The sequence below is a fragment of the Acidithrix sp. C25 genome (assembly GCF_904848545.2).
Window position 1 is genome coordinate 251656 of the sequence record NZ_CAJHCI020000008.1, and the last position, 15549, is coordinate 267204.

Below are 15549 nucleotides of genomic sequence, written 5' to 3' on the forward strand. Positions count from 1 at the left end.
AGTTGCAAATTTCACTGGCAAGTCACTGCACAAATTCGAGTTATGACAAATCGGGAAACATATAAAAGGCCAAACCCTTTCAGAGTGTAACCGACTAGCTGACCTGGTCTTTGACCCCACACTTGCCCTAGGTGATCAATCAAAAGAATGATCACCAACTTTGACTAACGAAGATCCCCTGTGGATCAAACGAAGCTGGGACTTACTCCTAAGCCGCACCATGATCACCAACCAATAGTTGGCTTACGTGGATCGTTTCGCCTACGACTGGCATCGACTTTCAACCACAGACCTAGCCGGCCACAACTCTATTAGATGATATTATGCATGATTCCACGAAGTGAGGTATTCCTGCTGAATATCGGTCAGGATATCGATGCTAATTCCCATCGAAGCCAGCTTTAGCTTTGCAACTTCATCGTCTATCTCACGAGGAACATCGTAAACCTTAGACTTAAGCGTCTGTGAGTTTTTCACAACCCACTCAGCAGCCAGGGCTTGATTAGCAAAGCTCATATCCATCACTGCAGCAGGATGGCCCTCTGCTGCTCCCAAGTTGACGAGGCGTCCTTCAGCGAGAACCCGAATCTTTATCGGACCAGAGTCCCCATCGATCAAAAACTCCTCAACCATCGGCCTAACCATGCGACGTCTCTCGCCACTAGCCAAACGCTCTAGCGCCTTTAGGTCGATCTCAATATCAAAGTGGCCAGAATTGGCCAAGATGGCCCCATCTTTCATTACCCTAAAATGATCCTCAACTATAACGTCTCTGTTGCCTGTAACTGTTATAAAGATATCGCCCTCTTTTGCCGCGATAGCCATCGGCTCTACCCTAAAGCCATCCATTACGGCTTCTAGTGCCTTGATAGGATCGATCTCCGTTACCACAACTTGAGCGCCCATGCCTCGTGCTCTGGATGCCACACCCTTACCGCAATAACCATAACCCGCAACGACAACGACCTGGCCTGCTAACAAAACGTTTGTCGCCCTAATAACACCATCCAGTGTGGACTGGCCTGTACCGTATCGATTGTCAAACATGTGCTTTGTATCCGCATCATTCACGGCAACTATCGGAAATTCAAGTGCTCCATCAACTTCCATAGCTCGAAGGCGAATCACACCCGTTGTCGTCTCTTCCGTTCCACCGATAACCTGTGAAATATTCGTTTTTCGAACGGTATGCAGACGAGTCACAAGATCGCAACCATCGTCCATTGTGATTGTAGGCACCTCATCCAAGACAGAATCGATATGAGAGACATAGACTTCTTGACTTTCGCCGCGGATCGCAAAAATAGAGATCTCATCATGCTTTACCAGGCTTGCTGCCACGTCATCCTGGGTGGAAAGTGGATTCGATGCACATGCTACGACCTTTGCACCACCCGCTTTTAGAGCTCGAAGAAGATTTGCCGTCTCGGTTGTAATGTGCATACATGCTGCAACCGTTTGGCCAGAAAACGGTTGCTCTTTGGCAAAACGCTCTCTGATGGATGCCAAAACAGGCATCTCCGAGTCGGCCCAATTGATCCGCTGCTTTCCTGCATCGGCAAGCTTAATGTCGGATATATCAAAATTCACTGGATTCACTTTCTACAAAAACATCTATTTAGAACGACAATGCTATATCAAAATCTCAAAGACAAGAACCTTATAAAGATACAAAGATCGACCCCTTATACTAGAGTCTGGGGTCCTTGAGCCTTTCTTTTAGCTCGTTGAGCACTGCTATGGGGCCTGGATCGACTCCGTAGGCACCCGCTAGGTGAAGCGAGACAAAATCTCCTATAATGGCCAAGTCAAAAAATTGAGCCAATTCACCCTCACCTTGGGCGTTTACTTCAAACGAATCAGATACGTTGGGATCGATAAATTCGCTGGTGATTTCATAGCGCCTCGAAACCTGCGGATGCTCGTTATCGTGGCGCAACCGAACGACTACCAAATCTGATTTCGTCATAGGCCTAAGGGATTCCCACCCGGCTAACTCATTGTGGCAATTTTCTGGGTATAACGAACTGAAAGCCATTGCCTTGGCATTTTCATTGATCTGCGCGCGCCAGCGTGTTGATGCAGCCGACCCAACCGATCCAGAAGAGTGCAAGAGAGTCAGCTTAGAGGTGAGTCTCTCCGCAATCTCTTCAGCCAGAGACTTCCTACCTATCAATTGATCTCTTCGACGAGAGAGTTGGGAGATTGTCTGATCAATCCAATAACTTCCGCCGGGGAAGAGACCAATCGCATCTAAAACCGCCAATGGTGGAATCGACAGAGCACCAAGAGCAGCTCGTGGTTGAGGTATCGAATCAGGAACAGAGATATAGGTGGAGTTGGTATCCATTGCCAGATCTGCCAGCTCCCCGCCGGTCGAAACAACTACGACTTGTGCGCCCATCTCAACAGCCATACCCACTGCTTCTTGAGTCTCCTCCGTCTCTCCGGAAAAAGACATTGCAAAGACCAAAGTGCTAGGAGAAATGTATGCCGGGGTGGTATAAGACTTCACGACGGAAGCTGGCACTGGAAGAACGGGCCCAGCAGCCGCGACTAGTACATCGCCTGCGATTCCGCTTCCGCCCATTCCAAAGACTACAATATTCTCGACTTTGGACTTGTCGGGAAGGTTCGAAATTTCGGCCACTCTTGCAGCCGCAGCGCTAACTTGTTCGGGCAGTGATGAGGTCACGTCCCACATCGACAATGAGTCGGCAACCTTATAAGGCCATTCTGTGCTCATCGATCAGCGCTCACTTTCATAAATTCTCTTAAATTAAGACACACTCTAAAGCTGCTGCGTCAAAAACTAATTCGACGCGAGACAAATTTATCTCAAAATTGGATAAACAAAAAGCCCATGGAGATTGAACTGAAAAAATTCGATCAATCGCCCTGGGAATGGGCTCCAAGACTCGCATATAAAGTCCCAATGGGAGATTTCAGCCTTTACCGGTGACTACATGATCAAGTGATCCAAGGCGAGCGGCTTCTTTATCATCAACTATCTCAGATTCATCGACCAGCAAAATCGGGATATCGCTTTCTATCCTAAATTTGCGTTGCGACCTTGGGTTGTAGAGAATATTTTCACTCTCGATATACCAAAGCTCACCTTTGTCGACCGGGCAAACAACCAGAGATACCAACGTCTGTGAGATACTCATCTCAACTCCTCACTGAATCAGCCTTGGAAATTACCGCCAAGACTTCCGCTAACTTTGAAGCAACCTCTTCTTGAGTTCGCGCCTCAAGATTCAACCGCAATAGCGGTTCGGTATTAGATGGTCGCACGTTAAACCACCAATCGCCAAAATCAAGTGTCAAGCCGTCTATCTCAGTGGCACGAGCACGCTTATCATAGGCGTTTTTGATAAAAGCAATAACCGCATGGGCATCGCTTACCCGTGTATTTACCTCACCAGAGTCACAATATCGCTCAAATGGCTTTCGAAGCTCAGATAGCGGCGTCTGAGATATAGAGATCTGCTCCAAGATAATCAAAGCCGCAATCATTCCAGAATCAGCTCGATAGTTATCCCGAAAATAATAGTGGCCAGAGTGTTCGCCACCAAAGACAGCTCCCGTCTCAGCCATTACATCCTTAATAAAGGAGTGGCCTACTCGAGTCATAACCGGGACTCCACCTGATTCAATAATCACTTCCGGTACAGCCTTTGAACAGATCAGATTGTACAAGACGGTCGAACCCGGCGACCTCTCGAGCATCGCCTTTGCAACCAAGGCAGTGGTCAGTGAGCCAGATAACGGGGCGGCATTATTATCGACCAAAAAGACACGATCCGCATCACCATCAAAAGCCAGGCCAACATCTGCGTTCAAAGAGACAACCGCATTCTTCAAGTCAGCGATGTTCTCGGGCTGTATTGGGTCTGCCGGATGATTTGGAAAGTTACCGTCTAATTCACCGTAGAGAATCGTCAAGTCGAATGGTAGTGAACCAAATACCGAAGGCACGACATAGCCACCCATACCATTTGCGGTATCAGCCACGATGCGCAGAGGAGCTAGCTTGCTAACGTCAACGAACGAACGAATGTGATTGCTAAATTCCTCCAAAAGATCAACTTTGTTATTGATCGAGGCGTTGACACCTGAGTCGGCGACCTCTTTGAACTCTCCATTCAAATATCTTCGAGCATTCTCTTTTATTTCGCCAAGGCCTGTAGCTTCCCCAACTGGCTTAGCCCCAGCTAAACACATCTTTATCCCGTTGTAGGCTGCTGGATTATGCGATGCCGTAAAGGTAACTCCGGGCTCATTCAGTCGACCAGAAGCAAAATAAAGCATATCCGTAGAGCAAAGACCAATCTCATCCACACCAACGCCAGCTCGATTAGCACCGCTAATAAATGACTCGCTTAGAGCAATACCACTTGGACGCATATCTCGTCCCACTACGATTCGCTCAGATGCAGCAAATTGACCAAATGCGTAACCGATGGCCTCTGCCACCTCAGGAGTCAACTCTTCAGGAGCCAACCCGCGAACATCGTACGCTTTAAAAATCTTGTCAAGCGAATCCACCAGAAAACCTCGCTAGCTAAAAAAACGCAGTCAAAAAGACTTGCGATCCATTCCACATTATGAATTTGTGGACACACGAAAGTATGAATCTAGTTGATAATCTCCGTTTATGAGCGATAACCAGCATGCAAATTCGTAACGGGGGTGCCATTATTCGTAATAGTAAAATTCATGACTTTGAGATGAACTTTATATCAACATTAAATTAAAGGAGGTAAACAGCCGAACTATGAGCGAAAGATTGCAAGGATCCTTTTACGCTCAACAGCAATAAGAGCCAGCACTAGGGTAATCAAAGATATAATCGTTCCGAGATTATCAGCGGCACTGTTTTGGTAAGAGACTGTGACATGAGATGAAGTTGGATAGACGACCATTTCATTGGGAGCAGCCCTATATGGCCCTAGTCCCCCGGAAACCTTAAAATTAGGAAAATAAGATTCCTTGATAATTACAGGCACGCCAGTTCTACTTACATTAAAGGAAACCGTGGAGTTGGTCACTTTTAAGTTGGAAACCACTACTGACGGTAGCGGCGAAGTCTTGGTGACGGTCTTGTTGGCAGGTACTCGCAAAAGACCAGCTGGGCCGCTGGCAAGTCTCACAACAGAATATTCACTTGGATTTTGGTAATACAATAAAGCTGGGGGTAGCCAAGAACTCTGCGCATTTGTGACTCCTGTCATAACCACTGGAGCCTGCGTGAGCGGAGTGACAATCTGGGAGTGACTCACCTCATAGATGTTCCAGGTCTCAGTGAGAACAGGCGTCGTAGAGGTAGGGCTTATCGCAGGGAGTGTGGCGATTAGTTTCAAATTCGGATTTTCATTGGCCGCTATCTTCAGGGCCGGCGAAAACGCCATATAGTATCGCACGCCTAGCAACTGGAGGTGCTGCACTCCAAGGCCAACATTTATACCAGAATATGGTAGACCTGCCATCGCCTCCGAAGGTGCAGCGGAAAGTTCAGACTGATTTAGAAAGTGATAGGGAGTCGTTGCCGAAGATTCAAAAAATAGGCCCTCCATCGAATCAATACAATTATTCGTCCAATAAGGCAAGAGCATTAGAGCCATTGGAGTACCGAAATCGTTTTGGTTCGAATTATATTCCCACATAGCGCGCCCGCAACCATACTTAGCACCGACGCTCTTCATCTCGAGCATCAATGCTCTATATTCGCTAAAACCAACCTTTGCTTCGTATCCCGTGTAGTTCCATTTGATCCAGCTCGGAACAAAGCTAGGGGTCACTTTGATCGGAAACCAGGGGGGACTTCCCACAAGTTGGAGTAAAACCACAGCCAAAATTGATACCGACGAAAGTACATACAGCGCTCTTCGAATTGAGGCTACTTGAGCTTTAGCAGTCGCCCTTGCCATGCTCTGAGCCGGAGCTATATAGTCCGACAAAATACCGCCGGAGCTATCCTGGGATCCAGTGGGGGCCCCATAGCGAGCAGCCGTGGGGATCTGCAACCCTATCGAACTTCCAATCGAAGAACGAACTCCCGGAAGAAGCTGGAGAAAGATGGTTTTGCGCCATCCAAATAATGCCGCTAACAACTCGACAATGACATAGACGCCAATAGCCGCCAAGATATATATCGCTAGGACATAAAACGGAAGGACACGTCCGTTGTAAACGGCTTTTAGCGGGAAAAAGACGAAAGCAATAGCAGAGGTGACCGCAACAGTCCCAAAGAGGCCACCTATTTCAATCTTTAGAAAAAGAGAAGCGACAAATCCAATTACAGCCAGAGCAATGTAGACGCGCAACTCTGAAGGGAAAAGGCTCACGGCATAAGTGGTAATACGTGACCAACCCATTGACGTTGAAAAAGAATAGTTCACGATGAGCGGAATTTCCCAGATGGCCGACAATCCGATCATTATCAAGATTGAAATGGTTGCCCCTAAGACTAAATTTCGCTTTCTCCTAATTACTGCCAAAAAAATCAAGATTGCGACAGCAAAAGCGGCTGGAATGATATGAGCCAGCAAGGTCGCCGAAAGCAAGATTCCGCTAGCCACTCTCCGCTTCGTGGAACCGGGATCAACAAGCAAGACGGCAACGGCGAAAAAACACAGAGATAAAGAGATAGCAAACGAATACTCACCAGCTAATGTTGATGCGATATTTCCGCCATCGATTGTGAATGATCGATCAAATAGGTAGGCGACAGCCATTATTGATGTCAGCCCCGACAGCAGATAGCCAACCTTCATAGAGCGAGCAAAATAATAGATTGCAATCGGAAGGGTGAGAGGGCCAATTGCTGTAGTCAATTTGAATGCAACGCCGTAGGGGAGTATAAAACTCAAAATGGCTGTAATTATCCCTGGCAAGGGGAAATAAAAGACATAAAGTGGATATCCTGCATACCACGAAGAGCTCCAACCGGTAAGGCGAAAATGGTTGAGAATGTGATGGATGTAAAAATACGGAACTGAAAAATGAGCTCCCGTATCGCCACCGGTAGTTGTGGTATTGGAGAACAAAAGGCTTGGATGATACTGCCAAATCAAAAAGACGACTGTACTAGCAACTATGAAATAAGTCAATATTCGTTCGAATGAAGAACTTCTTCCCTCCGAAGGCGGCTCAGCACTGTTCTGGGGTGAAACGTCGGTTCCGTCAGTACCATCGGCGTTCAAATCGGTCTCAACGAACATGCCGAATCTCCCTATGTCCCTTCACTCTCAGGATGCCCCAACATAAAGCGAATCGCGTCCGCCAAAAACATCCTTCAAGTTAACTTAGTTCGGCTTGCCACAAATATTGAGACAAGGACGTCAAAGTCACGCCCTATTCAGGGATTTCTAACCCCAACACTAAAGACCGGCGGCTGGATCTGAAGATGAAGATCGACCCTAGAAGTCGAAGGCGTTGATCTAGCGACATTTGTCTGACCCCTATTCGACCAGATTATCAAAAGTGCCCACCGATAAAAGGACATCTCAATAACCAGAGCTTTAAAGTAAAGCCAATGCCTGCGCCCCAAAACTTTGTCGGAAACTAAACACTGCAGCTCTATGGTGGACTTAGGCACAAGATTATCAACAGAAGTTCTGCCTAACCAAAAACGCATTCTTGATCTCGATTCATAGTTAGCCCAAAGGATAAAAGTCGCTATTTAGTCATTAATTAAGATCGACTATCGAATGGGAATCCCTTGACTTACCATCATTTAGGGATTGGAAGTCATCCGAAGGTCAATCGATTACCCAACTATCGACGAAGTGCCGTTGCCAAAGTAAGGACCTCAGAGACCTCGACACTATCGCCATCAGCATTCCAGATTCTCTTTTCACAATGCGAACAAGAACGCAGCGTGACATTATGGCCACCGATGTTGAGAGAGATTTCGACGGTTGTGCCTAAACGGCAGTTTTCACAGAGCACAGGAGCCTCCAATGGTAACATTATGGCGGTAGGGCGATCAGATCCTGAAAGCTTTCAAAATTAATCGTCACCTTGTGATCAGACCTTTAGAAAAAATTCAACGATTAACTAAAAAATTCAAAAGACAAAGAAGTCCGCCTACGCCCTATTGCAAATTTGAATGAATTTTCAAACAAGCTAAAAGATAGAGACGATCAAGTTGGCTATCATAAGGTGGAAATCAATCTGAGAATAGCGCATAGATTTTCTCTAGATCGCCATGTTAGGCAGCCCCAACGGGATTCAACGGTGAACCAAGGCGATGAAGGTGACCAAATTGAAAGAGGCATGGGTCACTATTCCCGCGCCTAAGCGCTTTAACTTGATTCTGTAGACCGCTAGCACTATTCCCACGGCGAACAATCCCAAGGTTTGCAGAGGCTCCACGTGTGCGAGTGCGAAAATAATCGCAGAAGAGACAACCGTAATCAAGTTGCCAACAAAAACCGTCATCTTCCTTGTTTTATAGCCGATGCTACCCAAAAGTAGCCCGCGGAAAAAGATTTCCTCAGCAAACGGAGCACCGACAACAATTATCAGTCCAACAACAATCGTGTCTATCGAGAGGCCATGAGCTGATGAAGTGATTTGATTGGCCGGCCCGGAGAGCTGATTTTGCAAATTTGGAATCACTGACTCTAACGGCAGGTATAGCAAAGGTATGACAACCAATTGCAATAAAACCCCGGACAAGATCCCAATGGGAAGGTCGATCTTCAAATTGAATTTAAGACCGTAATCCCTTCTAAGCGATCCGGTTCCACGCCTCTTGGCAACGAAATAGGCACCACCTAAAAAGCCGCTCCAGGTTCCAATAGAGCTAGTTATCAAATCCCCAACCGAAAGGCCAGCTAAAGATGTCTTTTCATGAGTTGCAACTATATAGATGAGAACTAACAGGTTCGCCAAGAAGATGGCCAATGCTAAAAACCCAAGGGCGCCCCAAAGACCATCGATCACAAACTCGCCGTTATCTTGACTACTGGCTTCGCGCATTCCATCAAATCCTAACAAGAACTCTTTTGGCCCTTTAGTCTCGTGGCCCTTCAGAGGGTTCTAAGCGATCCAAAATTGAATCCCTAAGGTCAAGATGCTAAAGGTCAAACATGAAAAATAATGACAAAAAGAATGGAATCAGGGGACAAAAGCCATTGAATCACCCCTTTTTAATAGCTCGCCGAGATCCAAGGGCAATATAATTTTCTCACTCGCCTAGATTGTTAGTAATGAGCAGACAAATGCCTGATATGAGGCCACAGGGTCAAAACCCTCTAAAGAAAGTTCCCGGAGGCCAGGAGCAAACATGGAAGTGGCTCGTTGGAGTTTCCGTCGCCGTAATCCTAATCTTGGTACTTACGTTGAACGTATTCAAAACAACGCCCGCAACCACGCTGTCGTATTCCACATTCCTACAAGATGCAGGATCCAAGCAAGTTGCAACGGCGCTGATTGATAACTCCACCGGCAAAATTACTGGGCAATTCAAAGACGGTACAACTTTTAGCGTCTATGGACCATCGCCCTCGGTCCCCAACGACCTCACGACGCTTCGAGGCGAGGGAGTATCGCTCAGCTTCGCCACGTCGCAATCTAGCCTTATTGGCCTTCTGATTAGTTGGCTAGGACCAGTGCTATTACTAATTGCTCTCTTCGTATTTCTAAATCGACGGGCTCAAGGGCAAATGAGCGGCATAATGTCAATTGGACGCTCACGGGCAAAGGTTTACTCTTCTGAAAGACCCAAGACAACCTTCGATGATGTCGCTGGCTATACCGGGGTCAAACAAGAGATCACTGAGGTTGTTGACTTTTTAAAGAATGCCTCTCGTTTTAAAGAGATAGGAGCACGCGTACCCAAGGGAATACTCTTGGTAGGCCCTCCTGGAACGGGTAAGACCCTTTTAGCTCGAGCGGTAGCAGGAGAAGCAGGTGTACCTTTTCTTTCGGTTACAGGCTCAGACTTTATGGAGATGTTCGTTGGAGTCGGAGCATCGCGAGTTCGAGACCTCTTCCAGACTGCTCGCAAGCAGGCCCCTGCGATCATCTTTATAGATGAGATCGATTCGATTGGACGCAAGCGAGGCGCAGGTCTTGGAGGCGGCCACGACGAACGCGAGCAGACATTAAACCAGATGCTCTCTGAGATGGACGGTTTTGATACGACCGAGGGCATCGTAATGATGGCAGCGACAAACCGACCGGACATACTGGATTCAGCTCTACTGCGCCCCGGAAGATTCGATCGACAGATAGTCGTACCTTTACCAGACTTGGAAGAAAGACGTCCAATCCTTGCTGTTCACTGCGTCGGCAAGAGAATAGCTGATGACGTAGACCTCGAAGTAGTCGCACGCGGTACACCCGGTATGAGCGGAGCTGATCTAGCAAACCTAGTGAACGAAGCGGCACTACACGCCGTTCGACGCGGCGACAACCAGATCCATATGGAAGATTTCGAAGCGGCGAGAGATCGCGTACTCATGGGTCAACGTAGAGATTCGGTTGTACTTTCTGATGCAGAAAAAGAGAGAGTTGCCTTTCATGAAGGAGGTCATGCCGTCCTCGCATACCTCTTACCACATGCCGACCCTGTTCATAAAGTCACGATTATCCCAACAGGAATGGCTCTTGGAGTCACACAGCAGCTTCCACTTGAGGAAAAGCACATCAACTCAAAAGAATATATTGAAGATTCTCTAGCAGTTCGAATGGGCGGACGGGTCGCAGAGATGATAATCTACGGCGACCTTTCTACCGGTGCATCAAACGACCTAGTTCGAAATACCGAATTAGCGCGCAAAATGGTTCGGGAATGGGGAATGAGTGCCCAGGTTGGACCAATGGCTTGGGGAAGTCAAGAGATGGTTTTTCTTGGCGAAGATCTAATGCATACACGCGACTACTCGGAGCAGACATCGCGAGTCATCGACGAAGAGGTTGAAAAAATCCTTCGCGACCAAGAAGAACGAGCCATGGTTCTGCTCTCAAAACACAGGTCCGGTCTCGAAGCGGTGGCAAAGTCTCTCTTAGAGATTGAAACTGTTGCCGGAGAAGACGTCGGTCGGCTGGTTGATGAAGCCAACGGTGGACCGGTCCACGCCGTCGACAAGAACAAGTGGATTCCTCGAATCTCATACACCTCTGAAATCGACCAAACAACAAACTCAAACAACAATGGACTGCAATCCACTTAATTAATGGCTGAATAAAAATAACCATAGGTTTTACACGGCGATAGAGCAGCTTCTATTACCATCTGGAGCCACTGGATTTAACTAAAGAAACCCCCACTTAGAAATTGCTAAGTGGGGGTTTTCGTCTATATTCGCACTATTTGAAGTCAAGACCAATGGCTCGAGGCGAGCTTTGCTCGAGCCAAATAAAAATCATCACATGAAGTTCCGTGAGCAAGACAAGTTTCAATTGACAATTGCTGACATGCCAAGTTTCCGCACCTCCAAATACACAGGCCCATTGAAAGTAATCCAAATACCACATTGCGAGAAGAAATGATCCTCCATCCGCGTCAAAGCTAAACAAGTGAAAGCCACCACACCGATTCAATCCATAGTCCTATAGAAACTCTCAGAACGGCATAGGTCCTTGGAAGCTATCGATAAAGTAGCGCTTTGATAAATTGTTACAAAATCTTAGAGTTAGGCAAAGATAACACTTTACGCCCAGACTCTAATAATGCTTTCGCTATAACCCACGCCCTATTTTGGACCACTGCTCCATCGGCAGCTGTCACTAACCAATAGAGGCCCTCACCACTAGGAACGTTAAACACCTATACCACGCAGATCCTCGACGTTACAAATAAAACGAGGGTCGCGCACCTTTTGTGTAAATTTGAACCTTATAATTTCCTGCCTTTAAATCCCTTCACCAGATAGATCTCTTGAGTTAGGCTAGCTTTCCCAACGATCAATAACTAGCGGTAGCGTTTTGTGGACAGATCATAAGATCTTGGCAATATCCACAGAGCACTGGCTTTTGACCTGTAAATCCACCTTGGACACCTAAAAATACATGGGCAGGCAACAAGCTAAACAATGACACCACTATTGGATACGAGAACCCTGAGGGGACCTGCGAGCTTAGCAAGCAGAACGCTCTTGGGCAAGAGATTTCCTATGGTTTTACCATCTCACTCCAAGGATCAACAGACAACTTGCCTAGGCTCGATAGGATTTGGTCCAATTTGCAAAGGTTAAGTAAATGTCATGTTCACAAGACAATCAACCCACGGGTTAGCACTGTGCACCTAGACAATTGAACAAGTGAGCCCATAACGTAACTCCTTTGAAATTCACGGTTCGCATCTACTGTCGCATAGACCATAGCCAACCGCAATCTCTGTCAAACAAGAATTCCAAAAAACTGATTTACGAACTGTTCGATTGCCCCTTAGTAAGAGATCAAACTCAACAGGTTAGATACAATGGCAAAGACGCACCTAGTACCAGTAGATCCCAGTGCTAATCAATCCCAGGGGCGAGCCTCGATAACTTGAAACGGCCATCGTACTCACCGAGGCTTCGAGGATCTTAGAAAAAGTATATCGAACATTTGTTCGTAGCAACTGTCACAGTGGTATGAGATGATTCTTTCCATGAGAGGACAGATTCTACTTATTGAAGATAACGATACCAAGACTAAAACCATAGCGCAGGAATATGACCATTTGGCCCCTGACTGGAAGCTTGATGAAAGAACACGTAAGCTAGGACTTTGGCAGATCGAGCAAGCACGGCGCCTTTTAATTTCTCAAAGCAATAATGAATCAAAGAGCGGATTCAAAGAGCGATGCGCTCGAGTTCGCTGAGAATAAGGGAGCTACCCTAACCCAGGACTAGGAGTTCACGACTAACGTAAAAGGGTAAGGTGTAGCGAATGTGGAGTAACGGCCAATGGAAACAGATGAGCTCCTAGAGCGCCTCGGCTTCAACCCTGAAGCCAAGCTTTCAATCTTCTCTTGTGACTACCTAGGTTTCTCGCACTCATTCAACGAAGGAATCTTCGAGTCTCTACGTGAAGGAATTGCCACAACGGCACGGTTAATCGTTGGTGCCCCATGGTCAAAAGAGGTAACCTCCCTCTATCGTGGAGAAGATATTGGGGTCTCGCTGGTCTTTACCTCAAGTCACTCCATCTTCTCGATGACACCGCTAACTCAGTCCCCCACTCTTCTCAATGGCTCGGGAGAATTTCCAAGTTCAAGGGTGGAACTATGGGAACATGCCGACACCGACGAAGTAAGGCGTGAGTGTAGAGCGCAGATTGAAAGAGCCATTTTTATGGGCTTCGACCCTTCTCATTTAGCATCAGAAGAACAGGCACTAATCCTTCGACCGGAATTCTTCGACGTTCTATTAGATATCGCAATCGAATTTAAGTTACCACTTCGAATTCCATTCGAAAGCGAGACAATCCACTTAGGCTTTCCCGCTGGCGCATTAGCAGCCGACGAAGGTATCGTCTCCCCGACGCACCAGGTCTGCAACTTCGACCAAGATGGCAACTATCAAGAGCCTGGGATAGATACTTTCACAAAGGCAATTTCCGCTCTTACTCCGGGAATTACAGAGATTTCATTTCGACCTTCGGCACAAGGGAGCGAGCTCGAGGCGCTGATGGGCCCGCAATCTAGCCATTACGATTCATCAAGAGCTTTTCTGACCTCCAAAGTTGCCTTGGAAATTATAAACGACTTCAAGATAACGCCCATTGGCTACCGAGAGCTCAAGAAAGTTCAATCCGACCTCCGTCGAACGATCAAATAGTGTACGATGGGAGAATATTAAGCTCCGTGTTGAGTCAATTGCAGATTCAACCATCAATTAAGGGCTAAAATGGCTTCTAAGGCGATCTCTATATAAGCTGAGATCCCAAACATAAGGATGGTTAACTTGCTAGCCGAGCTATTGGGACAAGACGCACTAATTGTAGTGCTAGTAATCGTTGTAATCTTCGGGGCCTCAAGGCTACCCAAGATGGCCCGTTCATTGGGTCAAGCAAAAGGCGAATTCGAAAAAGGACTAAAAGAGTCCGACCAGAGCAAATCAGCCACTGAGTCCAAGGACCAAGCTTAATTATTTTTAGGGTTCGACTCTAAATTGAACCCTAAAAATAGTATTCGTACATATCTTAAGATAGGGTCGCGCCTAGCTATGACCAAGGTCGTATAGATCATAAACTCATAGAACCTAATGACCCAGGACCTAACAGTGGCGAAACACGGCCCAAAACAGTTGAATGCAAACGTCCATCGTAAGGCAAAGCACTCCTGAGAAATTCGCTATCGAGTTTGTGCTCCACTTTGGAGTTTACGACAATCAAGCTACTAGTATCTACGATCTCCTTCTCGACCGTAGCGGCGAGCAACCAATGACGGTGCCAATCTTTCTATTGATCGAGCTATCGAACAAGAAATGCACTCAACGTCGTACGAAGCATTAATCGTATCTAACATGATTATCCACAAGTCAAAACACCAACAGATGACAATTATAAGCGAGGTTACAATCGTCAAATTTGGCTATGGGTCCTGAAGCTTGAGGCCGAGGGAGGCCTAGTTACCACCGTCACGGTTAGCACTAAACTCGGCATCTCTGAAATCGACTTGCACGTTCATGGAACCCAAGAACCTATATTTCGCCTCATGCTCTAAAGCGTTAGCTATAGTAAGACAATTTTTTGGGTGCGGCAAGAACCAAACCGGCACTCTGCATCGATCGGCATCTTCAAAGGCAAAATGCCTTTGCGTCTTGAACCAACCAGCAAAATCAGCATCCACTGCAGGTAGCATAAGCACCGGCACCATCTCCTTTGGCCACGATCAAGGCCAGACCCGCTCCAGAGCACCTCTAAAAGATATATAGGGTTGGACTTGATAGAACAAAAATTAATGGCCAAACTTCCCTGATTCAAGTCATCAGGAAGAGTTTATTACTTAATGGACGAACCGCATGAAAACAAATATGACCAAAAATAAAGTTAGGCAACCCATATAGGCTGCCTAACATCTCTGCGACAAAACCCATCAAGGGGCTGAATCCGATTCAAAATAGTAATGCCAAAGACACACCGTCTTTTTGGCCGAACAGGCCGACCCAAAAGCTTAGAACTGCGTAATCTCTAGGATATCTTTTTGTAGTTGACGATATTCCGGAGAATTCGTAACTGGCAAGAGTGACATCAACTTGCCAATGTTGCCTTCTACTTTCATCCTACCCTGCATAAAAGCGGCGTTGGCATCTAGCTGAAGCTTCTGAATTTTGACTGCATCGTCGTAATTTTGGACGAGGGTAATCTCAGATCCGTCGAGCTCTCCGAGGTCACTCTCGATGAGCTTACCATTTTCAATGATCCAGTAGTAAAGAATATTGCCATCGGGACCACCCTCAATTCGATACTGAATACGAGCAGTAGCACCTTGACGCTCTGGCTGACCCTCGGCCAACTTGGCGCTCTCGTCTATCCATTCCTTGCTCAACCATAAATATTTAGACACCCAATAACCTCATCTTACAATACTAAAAATTAACAAAA

At 46.7% G+C, this 15549-nt stretch carries 11 protein-coding genes; 4 read left to right on the top strand and 7 right to left on the bottom strand.

All coding sequences use genetic code 11. The features are described 5' to 3' along the window. Positions 1–321: 321 nt before the first annotated feature. From ahcY to ACIDITHRIX25_RS86410, 6 genes are all read right to left on the bottom strand, one after another. Entirely contained in the window at positions 322–1590 is a 1269-nt protein-coding gene (gene ahcY, locus ACIDITHRIX25_RS86385) for an adenosylhomocysteinase (protein WP_052605026.1), read from the bottom strand. A 100-nt stretch (positions 1591–1690) separates the two neighbouring features. Further along, positions 1691–2746 carry an SIS domain-containing protein gene (locus tag ACIDITHRIX25_RS86390; RefSeq protein ID WP_052605027.1) on the bottom strand — a complete coding sequence of 352 codons (1056 nt, stop codon included), beginning with the start codon at positions 2744–2746 and terminating at the stop codon, positions 1691–1693. A gap of 199 nt (positions 2747–2945) precedes the next feature. Continuing rightward, complete coding sequence (locus ACIDITHRIX25_RS86395) at positions 2946–3170, bottom strand: Trm112 family protein (protein WP_201733749.1); 225 nt, start codon at positions 3168–3170, stop codon at positions 2946–2948. 1 nt (position 3171) lies between these two features. Further along, the gene (locus ACIDITHRIX25_RS86400; RefSeq protein WP_213333507.1) at positions 3172–4551 is read right to left on the bottom strand and encodes a phosphohexomutase domain-containing protein; all 1380 of its coding nucleotides are present in this window, start codon (positions 4549–4551) and stop codon (positions 3172–3174) included. A gap of 227 nt (positions 4552–4778) precedes the next feature. Next, positions 4779–7226: a putative glycosyltransferase family protein gene (locus ACIDITHRIX25_RS86405; RefSeq protein WP_201733750.1), complete on the bottom strand. Its 2448-nt coding sequence runs from the start codon at positions 7224–7226 to the stop codon at positions 4779–4781. 1012 nt (positions 7227–8238) lie between these two features. Continuing rightward, positions 8239–8991: a CPBP family intramembrane glutamic endopeptidase gene (locus ACIDITHRIX25_RS86410; RefSeq protein WP_152625904.1), complete on the bottom strand. Its 753-nt coding sequence runs from the start codon at positions 8989–8991 to the stop codon at positions 8239–8241. Positions 8992–9233: 242 nt separating this feature from the next. Here ACIDITHRIX25_RS86410 and ftsH point away from each other — a divergent pair, with 242 nt between their 5' ends. The 4 genes from ftsH to ACIDITHRIX25_RS86430 all read left to right on the top strand — a co-directional run bounded on the left by ftsH (position 9234) and on the right by ACIDITHRIX25_RS86430 (position 14090). Then, positions 9234–11189, top strand: coding sequence for an ATP-dependent zinc metalloprotease FtsH (gene ftsH, locus ACIDITHRIX25_RS86415; RefSeq protein ID WP_249685844.1), 1956 nt, complete (start codon positions 9234–9236; stop codon positions 11187–11189). Positions 11190–12610: 1421 nt separating this feature from the next. Further along, positions 12611–12823 carry a hypothetical protein gene (locus tag ACIDITHRIX25_RS86420; RefSeq protein ID WP_201733751.1) on the top strand — a complete coding sequence of 71 codons (213 nt, stop codon included), beginning with the start codon at positions 12611–12613 and terminating at the stop codon, positions 12821–12823. 85 nt (positions 12824–12908) lie between these two features. Continuing rightward, positions 12909–13781 carry a carbohydrate deacetylase gene (locus ACIDITHRIX25_RS86425; RefSeq protein WP_052605034.1) on the top strand — a complete coding sequence of 291 codons (873 nt, stop codon included), beginning with the start codon at positions 12909–12911 and terminating at the stop codon, positions 13779–13781. A 117-nt stretch (positions 13782–13898) separates the two neighbouring features. Continuing rightward, complete coding sequence (locus ACIDITHRIX25_RS86430) at positions 13899–14090, top strand: twin-arginine translocase TatA/TatE family subunit (protein WP_200891199.1); 192 nt, start codon at positions 13899–13901, stop codon at positions 14088–14090. A 1028-nt stretch (positions 14091–15118) separates the two neighbouring features. On the opposite strand, the gene ACIDITHRIX25_RS86435 is transcribed toward ACIDITHRIX25_RS86430, so the two are convergent. Continuing rightward, positions 15119–15511 (bottom strand): SCP2 sterol-binding domain-containing protein, encoded by a 393-nt coding sequence (locus tag ACIDITHRIX25_RS86435; RefSeq protein ID WP_052605037.1) that lies wholly within the window; start codon positions 15509–15511, stop codon positions 15119–15121. Positions 15512–15549 lie beyond the last annotated feature (38 nt).